The organism is Cellulomonas gilvus ATCC 13127 (assembly GCF_000218545.1).
Taxonomy (GTDB): Bacteria; Actinomycetota; Actinomycetes; order Actinomycetales; family Cellulomonadaceae; genus Cellulomonas; species Cellulomonas gilvus.
The window spans coordinates 806,255-824,075 of sequence record NC_015671.1; the positions used below are offsets into that span (position 1 = coordinate 806,255).

Genomic DNA, 17,821 nt, shown 5'->3' on the forward strand with positions numbered 1-17,821 from the left:
AAGGACGCCTGATGAACAACCCGTACGTGCCGCTGCTGTGGCTCATGGGCATCGCCGCGGTCCTCGCGCTCGGCGGCGTCGGTGCGAGCGCGATCCTGGGCCCCAAGCGGTACAACCGCGCCAAGCTCGAGGCGTACGAGTGCGGCATCCAGCCCACGCCGCACGCGATCGGCGGCGGACGGTTCCCGATCAAGTACTACCTGGTGGCGATGACGTTCATCGTGTTCGACATCGAGGTGGTGTTCCTCTACCCGTGGGCCGTGAGCTTCACCGAGCTCGCGCTGTTCGGGTTCGTCGCGATGATGGCGTTCCTGGTGCTCATCACGGTGCCGTTCGTCTACGAGTGGCGGCGCGGGGGCTTCGAGTGGGACTGACGGCGCGGCCGACCGGCACGAGCACGCACGGCACCAGCGGTACGACGACGAGGAGGGCCTGAGATGGGGATCGAGGAAGCACCCTCGGGTTTCCTGCTGACGACGATCGAGGACCTCGTCGGCTACTTCCGCAAGGGTTCGCTGTGGCCGGTCACGTTCGGCCTGGCGTGCTGCGCGATCGAGATGATGTCCGCCGGCGCCCCGCGGTACGACCTGTCGCGCTTCGGCATGGAGGTCTTCCGCGCCTCGCCGCGCCAGGCTGACCTGATGATCGTCGCGGGTCGCGTGAGCCAGAAGATGGCGCCCGTGGTGCGGCAGGTCTACGACCAGATGTCCGAGCCCAAGTGGGTGCTCTCGATGGGCGTGTGCGCGTCGTCGGGCGGCATGTTCAACAACTACGCGATCGTGCAGGGCGTGGACCACATCGTGCCCGTGGACATCTACCTGCCGGGCTGTCCGCCGCGGCCCGAGATGCTCATCAACGCGATCCTCACGCTGCACGACCAGATCCAGAACGAGCCGCTCGGCGTCAACCGCAAGGAGGCCGCCGCGGCGGCCGAGGCCGCGGCTCTCGCGGCGACGCCCACCTCGCACATGACGGGGCTGCTGCGATGACCGACGAGAAGAAGGACGCCGCGCAGGCGGTCAAGCCCGGCGAGGGCACCACCGCAGCGCAGCCCACCACCCAGGCCGCCGCGGAGGCGGGCTCGCAGAACGTCCCCGCGACGCAGGCCGACGCCCCGCGCACCCCGCTCGACCTGGTGGACGTGCGCACGGGTCTGTTCGGCGTGCACGGCTCGGGGGACACGAGCGGGTTCGGCGGGCTGGTCACCACGGTCCTCCTGCCCGGTCCGAGCGAGCGGCCCTACGGCGGCTGGTTCGACGAGGTCGTGGACGTGCTGGCCGAGCTGCTCGACGCGTCGGGCACCGGGTTCTCGGCCGCGGTCGAGGCCGTGGTGGTCGACCGTGGCGAGCTCACGCTGAACGTCGCGCGGGAGCACGTGGTCGAGGTCGCGCAGCACCTGCGCGACGACCAGGACCTGCGCTTCGAGCTCAGCCTGGGCGTGTCGGGCGTGCACTACCCGCATGACGTCGGCCGCGAGCTGCACGCGGTCTACCACCTCACGTCGGTGACGCACTCGCGCAGCCTGCGGCTCGAGGTCGCGGTGGGCGAGGCCGACCCGCACATCCCGTCGACGACGGGCGTGTACCCCGCCAACGACTGGCACGAGCGCGAGACGTTCGACTTCTTCGGCATCATCTTCGACGGCCACCCCGGCCTCGCGCGCATCCAGATGCCCGACGACTGGCCGGGTCACCCGCAACGCAAGGACTACCCGTTGGGCGGCATCCCGGTCGAGTACAAGGGCGCGACCGTCCCGCCCGCGGACCAGCGGAGGTCCTACAGCTGATGAGCACCGCACGCCCCGCCCCCCAGGCCGCCCCCCGGGCACAGACGCCGCACTCGACGGGCCACATCGTCGACGACGAGACGACGGGCATCCCGTCGTTCGAGGCGTCCGGCGGCGACTGGTCCGAGATCGCCGAGGAGGCCGCACGCCTCGGTGAGGAGCGGATCGTCGTCAACATGGGTCCGCAGCACCCGTCCACGCACGGCGTGCTGCGCCTCATGCTCGAGATCGACGGCGAGACCGTGACCGAGGCACGTGCCGGCATCGGATACCTGCACACGGGTATCGAGAAGAACATGGAGTTCCGCACCTGGACCCAGGGCGTGACGTTCTGCACGCGCATGGACTACGTGGCGCCGCTGTTCCAGGAGGCCGCGTACTGCCTCGCGGTCGAGAAGCTGCTGGGCATCACGGACGACGTGCCGGAGCGCGCGAACGTCATCCGCGTCCTGATGATGGAGCTCAACCGCATCACGTCGCACCTGGTGTGCATCGCCACCGGCGGCAACGAGCTGGGCGCCACGACGATCATGACGGTGGGCTTCACGGCCCGCGAGGAGCTGCTGCGGATCTTCGAGCTGATCTCCGGGCTGCGCATGAACCACGCCTACATCCGCCCCGGCGGCGTCGCGCAGGACGTACCCGCGGGTGCGGTCGAGGCCACGCGTGAGGCGCTGACCAACGTCGAGCACTACCTGCGTCAGCTCGAGGACCTCATGCTGGCCAACCCGATCCTGCACCTGCGGCTCAAGGACGTCGGCTACCTGGGCCTGTCGGGCTGCATGGCGCTCGGCATCACGGGACCCATGCTGCGCTCGGCCGGCCTGCCGTACGACGTGCGCAAGACCGCGCCGTACTGCGGCTACGAGACGTACGACTTCGACGTCCCGACCGCGCAGAGCGGCGACTCGTGGGGTCGCGTCGAGGTCCGCCTCGAGGAGATCTACCAGTCGATCAAGATCGCCCGGCAGGCGCTGGACCGCCTCGAGCGGAACCCGGGCCCGGTCATGGTCGAGGACAAGAAGATCGCCTGGCCGGCCCAGCTCGCGATCGGCTCCGACGGCATGGGCAACTCGCTCGCGCACATCAAGGAGATCATGGGCACCTCGATGGAAGCCCTGATCCACCACTTCAAGCTGGTCACCGAGGGCTTCCGCGTCCCCGCGGGCCAGGTGTGGCAGACCGTGGAGCACCCGCGTGGCGAGCTCGGCGTGCACCTCGTCTCGGACGGCGGGACGCGCCCGTACCGCGCGCACTTCCGCGACCCGAGCTTCAACAACCTGCAGGCCACGTCGATCGTGTGCGAGGGCGGCCAGGTGGCCGACGTCGTCGTCGCGGTGGCCTCGATCGACCCGGTGCTCGGAGGGGTGGACCGCTGATGTCCGTCGAAGAGCTCGTCCCGCGCGGCGAGGGCCAGGCGCACCGCACGGCGTACGACGACGAGACGCGTGCGCGGCTCGCGGCCGACGCCGCGCAGATCGTGGCGCGCTACCCGCAGGAGCGCTCGGCGCTGCTGCCGATGCTGCACCTGGTGCAGGCCGAGGACGGCTACGTGAGCCCGCGGGGCATCGCGTTCTGCGCGGCCACGCTCGGGCTGACCACGGCCGAGGTGTCCGCGGTCGCGACGTTCTACACGCAGTACAAGCGCCACCCCAACGGCGACTACACGGTCGGGGTGTGCACCAACACGCTGTGCGCCGTGATGGGCGGCGACGCCATCTGGGAGCACCTGTGCGAGCACACGGGTGTGGGCCACGACGAGACGACGCCCGACGGCAAGGTCACGCTCGAGCGCGTCGAGTGCAACGCGGCGTGCGACTACGCCCCCGTGGTGATGGTCAACTGGGAGTTCCTGGACAACCAGACGCCGCAGTCGGCCGCAGCGGTCGTCGACGCGCTGCGCGCGGGCGAGAAGGTGGTCCCGACGCGAGGCGCCGACGAGGTGGTGACGTTCAAGGAGATGTCCCGCGTGCTCGCGGGCTTCCTGGACGGCCGCGCCGACGAGGGCGTGGGCGCGGGGGAGGCCACGGTGCGCGGGACGGTGCTGGCACGCGAGAAGGGCTGGTCCGCGCCGGCCTTCCCGGGCGACGAGCCCGCCACGGGCACGGGGGCCCAGGCCGCGGCGGGCGCGGCGGTCCCGCGGCCGGGTGACGAGCAGTCGAGCGCCGAGCGCCCCGCGACCACGGCCCGCGACGTCTCCCCGGAGCAGCAGGAACGCAAGCAGGCCGCCTCCGACGCGAAGGAGCAGTGATGGCGACGACCCTGGCTCCCGTGCTGAGCGCCCACTGGGACGCCGAGCGCTCCTGGACCATGGAGACGTACGAGGCGCACGGCGGCTACCGCGGCCTGCGCCGCGCGCTGGACATGCAGCCCGCCGACCTGGTGACCATGGTCAAGGACTCGGGCCTGCGCGGCCGCGGCGGCGCGGGCTTCCCCACCGGCATGAAGTGGGGCTTCCTGCCCGCACCCGACGGCGGCCCGCGCTACCTGGTGGTCAACGCGGACGAGTCCGAGCCGGGCACGTGCAAGGACATCCCGCTGATGATGGCGAGCCCGCAGCACCTCATCGAGGGCGTGATCATCACGTCCTTCGCGATCGGCTGCCACCACGCGTTCATTTACGTGCGGGGCGAGGTGGTGCACGTCTACCGCCGACTGCTGCGCGCGGTCGAGGAGGCCTACGCCAAGGGCTACCTGGGCAAGGACATCCTGGGCTCGGGCTACGACCTGGAGCTCACGGTGCACGCGGGTGCGGGCGCCTACATCTGCGGCGAGGAGACCGCGCTGCTCGACTCGCTCGAGGGCCTGCGCGGCCAGCCGCGGCTCAAGCCGCCGTTCCCGGCCGTCGCGGGGCTCTACGCGCGCCCGACCGTCGTCAACAACGTCGAGTCGGTCGCGTCGGTCCCCGGCATCGTCGTGGGCGGCGCGGACTGGTTCAAGCAGATGGGCACCGAGCGCTCGACCGGGCACGGCCTGTTCTCGCTGTCCGGTCACGTGACCCGGCCCGGCCAGTACGAGGCCCCGCTCGGCATCACGCTGCGCGAGCTGCTCGACATGGCGGGCGGCATGCGCGGCGGACGCGCGCTCAAGTTCTGGACCCCGGGCGGCTCGTCGACGCCGATCTTCACCGCGGAGCACCTCGACGTGCCGCTCGACTACGAGTCGGTGGGCGCCGCGGGCTCGATGCTCGGCACACGCGCGCTGCAGATCTTCGACGAGACCACGTCGGTGGTGCGCGCGGTGACGCGCTGGATCGAGTTCTACAAGCACGAGTCCTGCGGGAAGTGCACACCGTGCCGCGAGGGCACGTTCTGGCTCGCGCAGATCATGCAGCGCCTCGAGCGGGGCCAGGGCACGGCGGCGGACATCGACCTGCTGCTGGACCTGTGCGACAACATCCTGGGCCGGGCGTTCTGCGCGCTGGGTGACGGTGCGACCAGCCCCGTGACGAGTGCGATCCAGTACTTCCGGGAGGAGTTCGAGGCCGGCTGCCACACGCCGGCCGACGTGCTGTTCCCGCCCGAGCGCAGCGCGCTGTTCGACTACACGCCACGCCGCACCGGTGCGGCTCTCGCGGGGGTGCACGCATGACCGTCACGTCCCAGGACGCCGCCCGCACGGGTGGCGCGCCGCTGGTCCCCGCGGCGGCGCCGCCCGCTCCCGCGGCACCCGAGCAGACCGTCACGTTCACGATCGACGGCATCGAGACCACCGTGCCCAAGGGGACGCTCGTGATCCGGGCCGCCGAGCAGCTGGGCATCCAGATCCCGCGGTTCTGCGACCACCCGCTGCTCGCACCCGCGGGCGCGTGCCGGCAGTGCCTGGTCGAGGTGTGGGCACCGGGCCGCGACGGCGCCGTGGCGAAGATGCCCAAGCCGCAGGCCTCGTGCACGCTCGAGGCGGGCCCCGGCATGCAGGTCAAGACGCAGCACACGTCGCCCGAGGCGGACAAGGCGCAGCACGGCGTGATGGAGCTGCTGCTCATCAACCACCCGCTCGACTGCCCGGTGTGCGACAAGGGCGGCGAGTGCCCGCTGCAGAACCAGGCGATGAGCAACGGCCGGCCCACCAGCCGGTTCGTCGACGTCAAGCGCACGTTCCCCAAGCCGATCTCGATCTCGACGCAGATCCTGCTGGACCGTGAGCGCTGCGTGCTGTGCCAGCGGTGCACGCGGTTCTCCGAGGAGATCGCCGGCGACGTGTTCATCGACCTGCAGAAGCGCGGCGCGCAGCAGCAGATCGGCACGTTCGACACCGACGTGCTCGGCTTCGCGGGCGAGACACCCGTGGGCGCGTCCGCGACCGACACGAGCGGGCGTCCGTTCGCCTCCTACTTCTCCGGCAACACCGTGCAGATCTGCCCCGTGGGCGCGCTGACCTCGGCCGCCTACCGGTTCCGCGCGCGGCCGTTCGACCTGGTCTCGACGCCGGGCGTCTCGGAGCACGATGCGCAGGGCTCGGCGATCCGCGTGGACCACCGCCGCGGCGTGGTCATGCGTCGGCTCGCGGGCGACGACCCCGCGGTCAACCAGGAGTGGATCACCGACAAGGACCGCTTCGCGTTCCGCTGGCAGTCCGCGGCGGACCGGATCACGACGCCGCTGGTGCGCGAGCGTCCGTCCGACGGCTCGCGCGGCGAGCTGCGACCCGCGAGCTGGGTCGAGGCGTTCGGCGCGGCCGCGGCGGGCCTGCGGGCCGCGATCGAGGCCGGCGGCGTGGGCGTGCTGCCGGGTGGCCGCGTGACGCTCGAGGACGCGTACGCGTACGCCAAGCTCGCGCGCGTCGCGCTGGGCACCAACGACGTCGACCACCGCGCGCGTCCGCACTCCGACGAGGAGGCGCAGTTCCTGGCGCACCACGTCGCGGGTCGCACGCTCGACGTGACGTTCGCGGACCTGGACCGCGCGCCCGCGGTGCTCCTCGTCGGCCTCGAGGCCGAGGAGGAGGCGGGGATCCTGTTCCTGCGGCTCCGCCAGGCCGTGGTCCGCCACCGCACGCGCGTGCTGTCCGTCGCGGCGCTCGCGAGCCGCGGGCTCGAGCGGCTGTCCGGCACGCTGCTGACCGCGGCTCCCGGCACCGAGGCCGAGGTGCTCGACGGCATCACCGCGGACGCCGAGCTCGACGAGCTCGTGCAGGCCGCGGAGCTGCTGGCGACGCCCGGTGCGGTGGTGCTGGTCGGCGAGCGCGCAGCGGTCTCGGCCGGTGCGCTCAGCGCCGCGGTGCGCCTCGCGCAGCGCTCGGGTGCGCGCCTGGCGTGGGTGCCGCGGCGTGCGGGCGAGCGCGGCGGCGTGGAGGCCGGCACGCTCCCGACGCTGCTCCCCGGTGGTCGGCCGGTCGCGGACGCCGGAGCACGCGTGGACCTCGCCGCGGTGTGGGGCGTCGAGTCGCTGCCGGCGGCCCCGGGCCGCTCGACCGCGCAGATCATCGCCGCCGCACGCGACGGGAGCCTGGGCGGGCTCGTCGTCGGCGGCGTCGACCCGGCCGACCTGCCGGACCCCGCGCTCGCCCGTGACGCGCTCGAGAAGGTCGGGTTCCTGGTCTCGCTCGAGGTGCGTGCGTCGGAGGTGACCGAGCGCGCCGACGTGGTGCTGCCCGTCGCGCCCCCGGTCGAGAAGGCGGGCACGTTCGTCACGTGGGAGGGCCGTCCGCGGCCGTTCCCGCAGGCACTCGTCTCGCACGCGCTCGCGGACCACCGCGTGCTGCACGGCCTGGCCGACGCGCTCGGCGTGGACCTGGGCCTCGGCTCGCTCGCCGACGTGCACGCCGAGCTCGACCAGCTCGGCGGCTGGGACGGTGCGCGTGCGCAGGCACCCGAAACCGACGCGGCCGAGCCGCCCGCGGTCCCCGCGGGTCACGCGGTCCTCGCGACGTGGCACCACCTGCTGGACGCGGGCCGGCTGCAGGACGGCGAGCCGCACCTGGCCGGCACGGCCAAGCGCCCGGTCGCGCGGGTCTCGGCAGGCACCGCGGCGGCGGTCGGCGTGGCCGACGGCGCGCCCCTGGCCGTGAGCGCCGACTCGGGCACGATCACGCTGCCCGTGCTGGTCACCGACATGCCGGACTTCGTGGTCTGGCTGCCGACGAGCTCGCCCGGCTCGGCCGTGCGGGACACGCTGCACGCCGTGAGCGGCGACCTGGTGCGCCTGGCACCCGGCGCCGCCGACGGCGCGACCGACGGGGAGGCCTGAGATGCCCGTGCTGCCCGTGCAGCTGCTCACCGCGCCGCAGCCGGGGGTCGCCGCGGACTTCAGCGAGGACACCTGGTGGATCTGGCTGATCAAGGCCGTCGCCATCATCGTGTTCCTGCTGACCAGCGTGCTGTTCGCGATCTGGTTCGAGCGCAAGGTCGTCGCGCGCATGCAGGTGCGGCCCGGCCCCAACGTGCACGGACCGTTCGGTCTGCTGCAGTCGCTCGCGGACGCCATGAAGCTCCTGTTCAAGGAGGACATGACGGTCAAGGCCGCGGACAAGGTGGTCTACATCGTCGCGCCGATGATCGCGGTGTTCTGCTCGCTGCTGACGTTCGCGGTCATCCCGCTCGGCCCGTCGGTCAACATCTTCGGCATCGAGACGCCGCTGCAGCTCACGGACTTCCCGGTGGCGGTGCTGTACATCCTGGCGTGCGCGTCCGTGGGCGTGTACGGGATCGTGCTCGGCGGCTGGTCGTCGAACTCGACCTACCCGCTGCTCGGCGGCGTGCGCTCGACGGCCCAGGTCATCAGCTACGAGCTCGCGATGGGGCTGTCGCTGGTCAGCGTGTTCGTCATGGCGGGCTCGATGTCGACGTCCGAGATCGTCTCCTCGCAGACGCGGCTGTGGTGGTTCCTGCCGCTGCTGCCCGCGTTCGTCATCTACGTCGTGTCGATGGTGGGCGAGACCAACCGCCTGCCGTTCGACCTGCCCGAGGCCGAGGGTGAGCTGGTCTCCGGCTACATGACGGAGTACTCGTCGATGAAGTTCGCCTGGTTCTTCCTGGCGGAGTACATCAACATGCTCAACGTCTCGGCGGTGGCCACGACGCTGTTCCTCGGGGGCTGGCGCGCGCCGTTCATCCCGGCGGACCACTTCCTGCAGCAGGGCTGGTGGCCCGTGCTGTGGTTCCTGGCCAAGCTGTGGGCCGTGATGTTCTTCTTCGTCTGGGTCCGCGGCTCGGTGCTGCGCTTCCGGTACGACCAGTTCATGAAGCTCGGCTGGAAGGTGCTGGTCCCCGCCGCGCTCGTGTGGCTGGTGTGCGTCTCGGCCGTGCAGGGTCTGCGCACGTTCCCCGAGTTCGCCGACGTCGAGCTCACCACGGTGCTTCTCGTGCTCGCGGGCGTCGTCGTGCTGGGCGTGGTCGTCTCGATGTTCGTCCCCGAGAAGACGACGCAGGAGCCGGCCGGGCCGCCGCAGGTGCTCGACGCCTTCGCGGACGGCTACCCGGTGCCGCCGCTGCCGGGCCAGGTGCTCCCGCCGTCGCCGCGTCGTGCGCGCGTCCCGGCCGGTGCGCCCGCGCCCGACGAGGCGGCGGACGTCCCCGCAGTGACCGCCGTCTCCGCCCCGACCGACCCGAAGGAGGTGCCCGGTGGCTGAGTCCGGCACCACGCCCCCGGCCCCGCAGCAGCCCGTAGCGCCGGGCGGCGCCGTGGCCCCGCAGCAGCGCGGCGGCGAGGTCGGCGCGCCCGCGCCCGCGCCGTACGAGTCGCTGATCCCGCAGTCGACCGGCCTGCGCGCGCTCCTCGCCCCCGTGGGCGGGTTCGGCGTCACGCTGTCCAACATGTTCCGCAAGACCGTCACCGAGCAGTACCCGCGCGAGACGGTCCCGACCAAGCCGCGCTACCACGGCCGCCACCAGCTCAACCGCTACGCGGACGGGCTCGAGAAGTGCATCGGCTGCGAGCTGTGCGCCTGGGCGTGCCCCGCCGACGCGATCTACGTCGAGGGCGCCGACAACACGCCCGAGGCGCAGTTCTCCCCGGGCGAGCGGTACGGCCGCGTCTACCAGATCAACTACCTGCGCTGCATCTTCTGCGGGCTCTGCATCGAAGCGTGCCCGACGCGCGCGCTCACGATGACCAACGAGTACGAGCTCGCCGGTCCCACGCGCGCCGGGATGATCTACGAGAAGCAGGACCTGCTGGGCCCGCTGCGCGACGGCATGGTCGCGGGCCCGCACCCGATGGCCGAGGGCACCACGGCGACGCAGTACTACCGCGGCGAGGTGGGCGCGGCCACGGCCGAGCAGGTCGAGTGGGTGCGTGAGCACCGGCCCGACGACTCGACGCTGCCCGAGGGCGCAGGGCTCGCCGCGGCCAACGTGCCCGGCCCCACGGCCGCGCGCATGGCCGAGCACGTCGCGGGCGCGCACCGCCAGGGCGGTGCGCGGTGACGGGGCTGACGCAGCTGCTGCCGCAGGCGGTCGACGCCGCGGGTGATGCGAGCACGGGCGAGGCCGTGCTGTTCTGGGTGCTCGCGCCCGTGATGGTGCTGGCCTCGCTGGGGCTGCTGTTCGCGCGCAAAGCGGTGCACGCCGCGCTCTCGGTCATCCTGGTGATGGTGTGCCTGGCGTTCCTGTACGTCGCGCAGGGCGCGGTCTTCCTGGGCGTGGTCCAGGTGGTCGTCTACACCGGCGCGATCATGATGCTGTTCCTGTTCGTGCTGATGCTCGTGGGCGTCGGCGCGGCCGACTCGCTCGTCGAGACCATCCGCGGTCAGCGTTGGATCGGCTGGCTCGCCGGGCTGGGGCTCGTGGTCGTGGTCGCGGGCGTCATCGGCACCGCCACCTACCCCGACCCCGCGGGCCTGGGCAGCGCCAACTCGGACACCAACACGCGCGGCATCGCGCACCTCATCTTCGGCGAGTACGTGTTCGCCATGGAGGTGGTGGGAGCGCTGCTGGTGACCGCCGCACTGGGTGCGCTGGTGCTCACGCACCGCCGCCGCCTCACGCCGCGCCTCGGTCAGCGCGAGCGCGCCGACGCGCGCGTCAAGGCCGGTGGCCATCTGGCGCCGCTGCCCGCACCGGGTGTCTACGCCAAGCACAACGCGATGGACGTGCCGGCGCTCGACCCGTACGGGCAGCCCATCGAGTCCTCCGTGCCGCGCGTGCTGCGCGTGCGCGGACAGGAGGCCGACGCGGCGGAGTACGCCGCGCGCATCGACCGCGTGCTCGCCGGCGGCTCCGCCGGGGACCGCGCGCCGGTCGAGCCGCCGCCCGCAGCGGCTGCCGACGAGACGGAGGAGCCCCGGTGACGCTCACCCACTACCTGGTGCTCTCGGGGATCCTGTTCTCCGTCGGCGCCGCCACGGTGCTGCTGCGCCGGCAGGCGATCATCGCGTTCATGGGCATCGAGCTCATGCTCAACGCGACGAACCTCGCGCTCGTGACGTTCTCGCGCCTCCACGGCTCGCTCGAGGGCCAGGTCCTCGCGTTCTTCGTGATGGTCGTGGCCGCCGCCGAGGTCGTCGTGGGACTCGCGATCATCGTGGCGATCTTCCGTACCCGCCGGTCGGCCTCGGTCGACGACGTGAACCTGCTGAAGAGCTGAGGGAGCGCGCGTGCACACCCTGATCTCGCTCGGAGGGCTCCCCGCCGAGTCCCTCGAGCCCGCCGCCCAGGCGGTGTCCGGCGGCATCTTCGCCGCCGCGCCGCTCCTGGTCGGGCTGCCACTCGCATCCGCCGCGGTCCTGCTGCTGCTCGGCCGCCGCGCCGACCGCTGGGGTCACTGGCTGGGCGTCCTGGCCTCCGCCGGTGCGTTCGTCGTCGGGCTGCTGACGTTCCTGCGCGTCGTGAGCCGCCCCGCCGAGGACCGCGTGCTCGACGTGCACCTGGGCACCTGGCTCGACACGGGCTCGCTGCACGTCGACGCGGGGCTCCGGCTGGACCCTCTGTCGCTGACGTTCGTGCTGCTCGTGACGTTCGTCGGCACGCTCATCCACGTGTACTCCGTGGCCTACATGGACCACGACCGGGACCGGCGGCGGTTCTTCGCCTACCTCAACCTGTTCGTCGCGGCGATGCTCGTGCTCGTCCTGGCCGACTCGTTCCTGCTGCTGTTCGTCGGCTGGGAGGGCGTGGGCCTCGCGTCCTACCTGCTGATCGGGTTCTGGAACCACCACACGCCGTACGCGGTCGCGGCCAAGAAGGCGTTCGTCGCGAACCGCGTGGGCGACGTGGGCCTGCTGGTCGCGATGGGGCTGATGTTCGCGCAGTTCGGCGCGCTCGACTTCGCGACCGTGCTCGCGGACCCGGGTGCGCACGCGAGCGAGGGCACGCTCACCGCGATCGGGCTCATGCTGCTCCTGGCGGCGTGCGGCAAGTCGGCGCAGTTCCCGCTGCAGTCCTGGCTCGGTGACGCGATGGCCGGCCCGACGCCGGTCTCGGCGCTCATCCACGCCGCGACCATGGTCACCGCGGGCGTGTACCTGATCGTGCGCTCGGGCGGCGTGTTCGAGGCCGCACCCACCGCGCAGCTCGTCGTGGTGGTCGTCGGCGCGATCACGCTGCTGTTCGGGGCGATCGTGGGCTGCGCGAAGGACGACATCAAGAAGGCGCTCGCCGCGTCGACCATGTCGCAGATCGGCTACATGGTGCTCGCCGCCGGGCTCGGCCCGATCGGCTACGCGTTCGCGATCTTCCACCTGGTCACGCACGGCTTCTTCAAGGCCGGCATGTTCCTGGGCGCCGGCTCGGTGATGCACGGCATGGACGACCAGGTGGACATGCGCCGGTTCGGCGGGCTCGCGCGCTACATGAAGATCACCTGGCTGACGTTCATGATGGGCTGGCTCGCGATCCTGGGCGTGCCGCCGTTCGCCGGGTTCTTCTCCAAGGACAAGATCATCGAGGCCGCGTTCGTGCCGCTCGACGGGCAGGAGTGGCGCGCGTGGCTGTTCGGCACGGTCGCGCTGCTTGGTGCCGGCATCACGTCGTTCTACATGTCGCGGCTCTTCTTCATGACGTTCGAGGGCGAACGTCGCTGGTCGACGCGCAAGGACGGCTCCGAGCAGCACCCGCACGAGTCCCCGGCGCTCATGACCTGGCCGATGATCATCCTCGCGGTCGGCTCGGTCGGCCTCGGCCTGGTGCTCGCGATCGGCGACCGGTTCGTCGGCTGGCTCGAGCCCGTCACGGGGCACGCCGAGCACCACGAGCCCGTGCTCCCCGCGGGCGTCCTCATCGGTCTCACGCTCGCGGTCGTCGCGGCGGGCCTGGTGATCGCGTGGCGCCGCTACGCGGTCTCGACCGTGCCCGTGGTCCCGCCGCTCGGCACCGCGCTGACGCGTGCGGCACGCGTGGACCTGTACCAGGACGCCGTGAACGACGCCGCGCTCGTGGAGCCCGGCCGGCACCTGACGCGGTCGCTGGTCTACGCCGACCACGCGGTCGTCGACGGCGGCGCCAAGGGCCTCGCCCACACCACCGTCGGGCTCGGCAGCCTGCTGCGCCGCACGCAGACCGGCTACGTCCGCACCTACGCCGCGACGATGCTCGGGGGACTCGTGGTCCTCCTCGTCGTCGTGCTGGCCCTGCAGAGCTGAGGAGAGCGATGTCGCCCGACTTCCCCTGGCTGACCACGCTCATCGCGTGGCCGGTGCTCGGCGCGCTGCTGCTGTGGTGCGCGCCGCGCGCGCTGCGCCCGCACGCACGCGTGATCGCGCTCGGTGTCGCGCTCGTCGAGCTCGTGCTCGGCGTGCTCGCGCTGACGGCGTTCGACACCGCCGACGCCGGCACGGTGCAGCTGGTCGAGACGCACCGGTGGATCCCCGCGATCGGCGCCTCCTACGCGGTCGGCGTCGACGGCGTCGGTCTCGCGCTGATCCTCATGTCGGTGCTGCTGGTCCCGCTCGTGGTGCTCGCCGCGTGGCGTGAGCAGGGCTCGGCCACCGGGTCCTCCGACGCGCTGCGTCGGTACCTGGCGCTCGCGATCGTGCTCGAGGCGTTCATCGTCGCGGTGTTCGCCGCGCGGGACGTGTTCCTGTTCTACGTGCTGTTCGAGGCCATGCTCATCCCCGTCTACTTCATGATCGGCGGGTTCGGGGGAGCGGGCCGGCGCTACGCCGCGGTGAAGTTCCTGCTGTTCTCGCTCGCGGGCGGCCTGATCATGCTCGTCGGCGTGATCGCGCTGTACCTGCAGGGCCCCGGCGGCCCGGACGGCTTCCTCACGGCGAACCTCGTGGGCGCGGACCTGGCGCCCACCACCGAGAAGTGGCTGTTCCTGGCGTTCTTCGTCGCGTTCGCGATCAAGGCGCCCATGTTCCCGGTGCACACGTGGCTCCCCGACGCCGCGGAGCAGGCTCCCGCGGGCACCTCCACGCTGCTGGTCGGCATCCTCGACAAGGTCGGCACGTTCGGCATGCTCACGCTGTGCCTGCCGCTGTTCCCGAACGCGTCGCGGTGGGCGGCTCCCGTGGTCATCGTGCTCGCGGTGGTCTCGATCCTGTACGGCGCCCTCCTGGCCATCGGCCAGAAGGACCTGATGCGGCTCATCGCCTACACGTCGGTGTCGCACTTCGGCTTCATCGTGCTGGGCATCTTCGCGTTCACGTCCACGTCGGTCGCGGGCTCGTCGTTCTACATGGTCAACCACGGCCTCTCCACCGGGGCGCTGTTCCTGGTGGCCGGGTTCCTGGTGGCGCGGCGCGGATCGCAGCAGATCGCCGACTTCGGCGGGCTGCAGCGCGTGGTGCCGGTGATCGCGGGGCTGTTCCTGGTCGCGGGTCTGTCGGCGCTGTCGCTGCCCGGCCTGTCGACGTTCGTCTCCGAGTTCATGGTCATCGTCGGGACGTTCGAGCGGCACACGGCCGCGGCCGTCGTCGCGACGCTCGGCGTGGTGCTCGCGGCGATCTACGTGCTGTGGACCTACCAGCGGATCTTCACGGGTCCGCCGCGCGACGAGCCGGCCGACCTGCCCGACGCGCGACCCACCGAGCGCTGGGCGGTCGCGCCGCTGATCGCCGCGATGCTCGTCCTCGGGTTCGTCCCCGGGCCCGCGCTCGACCTCGTCCGACCGCCCGCGGGCGTCACGCTCGAGCAGGTGGGCGTCGACGACGTGCCCGCGCTCGTCACCGAAGGGAGCGACCAGTGAGCTTCACGGCACCCGAGATCGCCTGGGGCGCGCTGACCCCCGTCGTCGTCATGCTCGGCGCCGCGGTGCTCGGCGTCCTGGTCGAGGCGTTCGTGCCCGAGCGGGCGCGGCGCGGCACGCAGCTGGTGCTCGCGTTCGCTGCGCCCGTCGGTGCGATCATCGCGGTCGCGGCACTGTGGTCCGGCGTCGCCGAGGACGGTGGCACCGACGTGCTGGGCGGCTCGCTCGTCGTCGACGGCCCGACGCTCGTGCTGCAGGGCGTGATCGCGGTGCTGACGCTCCTGTCCGTGCTGGTCATCGCCGACCGCACCGCGACGGGGGAGGACGCGTTCGCGCCCACGGCCGCCTCGGTCCCCGGCTCGGACTACGAGGAGGTCGCGCGCCGCCGCGGGCTCACGCAGACGGAGGTCTACCCGCTGGTGCTGTTCGCCGCGGGCGGCATGCTCATCTTCCCGGCGACCGCGGACCTGCTCACGCTGTTCGTCGCGCTCGAGGTGCTCTCGCTGCCGCTGTACCTGCTCACGGGCATGGCGCGGCGCAGGCGGCTCCTGTCGCAGGAGGCCTCGCTCAAGTACTTCCTGCTCGGGGCGTTCGCCTCGGCGCTCATGATCTTCGGGGTCGCGCTCGTCTACGGGTACAGCGGGTCGCTGCGCTTCTCGGAGATCGCGCAGGCCACGGCCACGCCGTCGGGCCTGGACTCGCTGCTGCTGGTCGGCACGGTCCTGGTGCTCGCGGGTCTGCTGTTCAAGGTCGGCGCGGTCCCGTTCCACATGTGGACGCCCGACGTCTACCAGGGCGCGCCGACCCCCATCACGGGGTTCATGGCCGCGTGCACCAAGGTCGCGGCGTTCGGCGCGCTGCTGCGCTTCTACTACACCGTCGTCCCGGGCCTGCAGTGGGACCTCGACGCGGTCATGTGGACCGTCGCGATCGCGACCATGGTGGTCGGCACGGTCGTCGCGCTCGTCCAGACGGACATCAAGCGCGTGCTCGCGTACTCCTCGATCGCGCACGCGGGGTTCGTGCTCACGGGCATCGTCGCGCTCGAGGGCTCGGGCATCAGCGCCGTGCTGTTCTACCTGCTGGTCTACGGCGTGGCGACGGTCGGCGCGTTCGGCGTCGTGTGGCTCGTCCGCGAGCGTTCGGGCGCCGACGACGACGACCCGCGCACGTCGGTGCTGGGGGAGGCGACGCACCTGTCGCAGTGGGCCGGGCTGGGCCGTACCCACCCCGGGCTCGCCGCGGTCTTCGCGCTGTTCCTGCTGTCCTTCGCGGGCATCCCGCTCACCGCGGGGTTCATCGGCAAGTTCGCGGTGTTCTCCGCAGCCGTCGACGGCGGCGCGTGGCCGCTCGCGCTCGTCGGCGTGCTGAGCTCGGCCGCGGCCGCGTTCTTCTACGTGCGCATCATCGTCCTGATGTACTTCACGGACCCGGCCGAGGCGCCCGCGGTGACGGCGGCCGACGACGAGGCGGCCGGCGCGTCGCCGGCCGAGCCGGTCTCGCCGGTCGAGGAGATCGACGTGGCGGTCGCACCCGACGGCTCGGCGGTCGCGACGCTCGTCGCGGTGCCCGCGCCGACCACCACGACGACGGTCGTCCCGTCCGAGGGGCTCGCGGTCGTCGCGATCGGCGTGTGCGCGATCCTCACGGTCGTCCTCGGCGTGTTCCCCACGCCGGTGCTCGACCTCATCGGCGACGTCGCGCAGTTCCTGCCGTGACCGGTGCGCGCCGGCCGGCTCGGCGCGCACCGGCGCCGCGGTCCGCGTCACACCGGCACGTGCGGTGGCAGCGTGCGCGTCGGGATAGGTTCGTCCCGTGACTTCGACCGCGGCCATCCCCCTGGCCGACCACGCCCTCTCCGAGCGGCTGACCGCGCGCCTGTCCCTCGTGGAGGAGGCGCTGCGCGACGCCGTGGCCCACGCGGACGCGCTCGCCGACGACGCGTCGCGGCACCTCGTGAACGCGGGCGGCAAGCGACTGCGCCCGATGCTCGCGCTGCTCGTCGCCGAGCTGGGCGACGGAGCCCGGCGTGAGGTGATCGACGCCGCGGTGGTGGTCGAGCTGACCCACCTGGCGACGCTCTACCACGACGACGTGATGGACTCGGCGCCGCTGCGCCGCGGTGCGCCCTCGGCGCACGAGGTGTGGGGCAACTCGGTCGCGATCCTCACGGGCGACCTGCTGTTCGCGCGGGCGTCCACCACCGTGGCCGGTCTCGGCCCCGAGGCGGTGCGGATCCAGGCCCGGACGTTCGAGCGCCTGTGCCTGGGCCAGCTGCACGAGACGGTGGGCCCGCAGCCCGGCGACGACGCCGTGGAGCACTACCTCCAGGTGCTCGCGGACAAGACCGCGTCCCTGATCGCGACGTCCGCGCGCCTCGGTGCGATGTTCGCCGGCTGCCCGCCCCGCACGGTCGACGTCGTGACGGCGTTCGGCGAGCGCATCGGCGTGGCGTTCCAGCTCGCCGACGACGTCATCGACCTGACCTCGGACGGTTCGCTCACCGGCAAGACCACGGGCACGGACCTGCGCGAGCACGTGCCGACGATGCCCACGCTGCTGCTGCGCGCGCGCTGCGCCGGCCCGGACGCGACCCCCGCGGACCACGCGCTGCTCGCGCGGCTCGACGGGGACCTGTCCTCGGACGCGGACCTGGCGGACGTGGTCGCCGAGCTGCGCGCGCACGTCGTCGTCGAGCAGACCCGCGCGCGCGCCGTGGACCTGGCGCGCACCGCGGTCGCCGAGCTCGCGCCGCTGCCGGACGGCCCGGTCAAGGATGCGCTCGTGTCGTTCGCCGACGCGCTGGTCGACCGCGCGACCTGAGCCCGCGCGGTCGCCGCCCGCGTGTCGTCGGCGTGTCATGCAGGTCACGGACGATCCGCTGGCCCTGACGGGTGAACGCGCGACGGCGACCGGGTGCACGTCTGGCACGATTCAGGCCAGTGACCGCGGCCGTCGGCGCGAGGGAGGG

15 protein-coding genes are annotated in these 17,821 nt (G+C 72.4%); all 15 read left to right on the top strand.

Annotated elements, in window-relative coordinates:
- Positions 1–11 precede the first annotated feature (11 nt).
- The 15 genes from CELGI_RS03730 to CELGI_RS03800 all read left to right on the top strand — a co-directional run bounded on the left by CELGI_RS03730 (position 12) and on the right by CELGI_RS03800 (position 17,673).
- On the top strand, positions 12–374 hold the full coding sequence (locus CELGI_RS03730) for an NADH-quinone oxidoreductase subunit A (RefSeq protein ID WP_013882778.1): 363 nt from the start codon (positions 12–14) through the stop codon (positions 372–374).
- A 63-nt stretch (positions 375–437) separates the two neighbouring features.
- Positions 438–989 carry a NuoB/complex I 20 kDa subunit family protein gene (locus tag CELGI_RS03735; RefSeq protein WP_013882779.1) on the top strand — a complete coding sequence of 184 codons (552 nt, stop codon included), beginning with the start codon at positions 438–440 and terminating at the stop codon, positions 987–989.
- A complete protein-coding gene (locus CELGI_RS03740) occupies positions 986–1,786 on the top strand; it encodes an NADH-quinone oxidoreductase subunit C (RefSeq protein ID WP_013882780.1) in 801 nt (266 codons plus the stop codon). The genes CELGI_RS03735 and CELGI_RS03740 overlap by 4 nt, the downstream gene beginning before the upstream one ends.
- Entirely contained in the window at positions 1,786–3,165 is a 1,380-nt protein-coding gene (locus CELGI_RS03745) for an NADH-quinone oxidoreductase subunit D (RefSeq protein WP_013882781.1), read from the top strand. The genes CELGI_RS03740 and CELGI_RS03745 overlap by 1 nt, the downstream gene beginning before the upstream one ends.
- Positions 3,165–4,037: an NADH-quinone oxidoreductase subunit NuoE gene (gene nuoE / locus CELGI_RS03750; RefSeq protein WP_013882782.1), complete on the top strand. Its 873-nt coding sequence runs from the start codon at positions 3,165–3,167 to the stop codon at positions 4,035–4,037. Before CELGI_RS03745 ends, nuoE begins: the two co-directional genes overlap by 1 nt.
- Positions 4,037–5,377 (top strand): NADH-quinone oxidoreductase subunit NuoF, encoded by a 1,341-nt coding sequence (gene nuoF / locus CELGI_RS03755; RefSeq protein ID WP_013882783.1) that lies wholly within the window; start codon positions 4,037–4,039, stop codon positions 5,375–5,377. The genes nuoE and nuoF overlap by 1 nt, the downstream gene beginning before the upstream one ends.
- Entirely contained in the window at positions 5,374–7,974 is a 2,601-nt protein-coding gene (locus CELGI_RS03760; RefSeq protein WP_013882784.1) for an NADH-quinone oxidoreductase subunit G, read from the top strand. Before nuoF ends, CELGI_RS03760 begins: the two co-directional genes overlap by 4 nt.
- A gap of 1 nt (position 7,975) precedes the next feature.
- Positions 7,976–9,355: an NADH-quinone oxidoreductase subunit NuoH gene (gene nuoH / locus CELGI_RS03765; protein ID WP_013882785.1), complete on the top strand. Its 1,380-nt coding sequence runs from the start codon at positions 7,976–7,978 to the stop codon at positions 9,353–9,355.
- On the top strand, positions 9,348–10,151 hold the full coding sequence (gene nuoI, locus CELGI_RS03770; protein ID WP_013882786.1) for an NADH-quinone oxidoreductase subunit NuoI: 804 nt from the start codon (positions 9,348–9,350) through the stop codon (positions 10,149–10,151). Before nuoH ends, nuoI begins: the two co-directional genes overlap by 8 nt.
- Positions 10,148–11,014 carry an NADH-quinone oxidoreductase subunit J gene (locus CELGI_RS03775; protein WP_013882787.1) on the top strand — a complete coding sequence of 289 codons (867 nt, stop codon included), beginning with the start codon at positions 10,148–10,150 and terminating at the stop codon, positions 11,012–11,014. The genes nuoI and CELGI_RS03775 overlap by 4 nt, the downstream gene beginning before the upstream one ends.
- Positions 11,011–11,310, top strand: a complete 300-nt coding sequence (gene nuoK, locus CELGI_RS03780; protein WP_013882788.1) for an NADH-quinone oxidoreductase subunit NuoK — start codon at positions 11,011–11,013, stop codon at positions 11,308–11,310. Before CELGI_RS03775 ends, nuoK begins: the two co-directional genes overlap by 4 nt.
- A 10-nt stretch (positions 11,311–11,320) precedes the next feature.
- The gene (gene nuoL / locus CELGI_RS03785) at positions 11,321–13,303 is read left to right on the top strand and encodes an NADH-quinone oxidoreductase subunit L (RefSeq protein ID WP_013882789.1); all 1,983 of its coding nucleotides are present in this window, start codon (positions 11,321–11,323) and stop codon (positions 13,301–13,303) included.
- Positions 13,304–13,311: 8 nt separating this feature from the next.
- The gene (locus CELGI_RS03790) at positions 13,312–14,850 is read left to right on the top strand and encodes an NADH-quinone oxidoreductase subunit M (RefSeq protein WP_013882790.1); all 1,539 of its coding nucleotides are present in this window, start codon (positions 13,312–13,314) and stop codon (positions 14,848–14,850) included.
- Positions 14,847–16,568 carry an NADH-quinone oxidoreductase subunit NuoN gene (nuoN, locus tag CELGI_RS03795; RefSeq protein ID WP_013882791.1) on the top strand — a complete coding sequence of 574 codons (1,722 nt, stop codon included), beginning with the start codon at positions 14,847–14,849 and terminating at the stop codon, positions 16,566–16,568. Before CELGI_RS03790 ends, nuoN begins: the two co-directional genes overlap by 4 nt.
- A 97-nt stretch (positions 16,569–16,665) precedes the next feature.
- Entirely contained in the window at positions 16,666–17,673 is a 1,008-nt protein-coding gene (locus CELGI_RS03800) for a polyprenyl synthetase family protein (RefSeq protein ID WP_013882792.1), read from the top strand.
- Positions 17,674–17,821 lie beyond the last annotated feature (148 nt).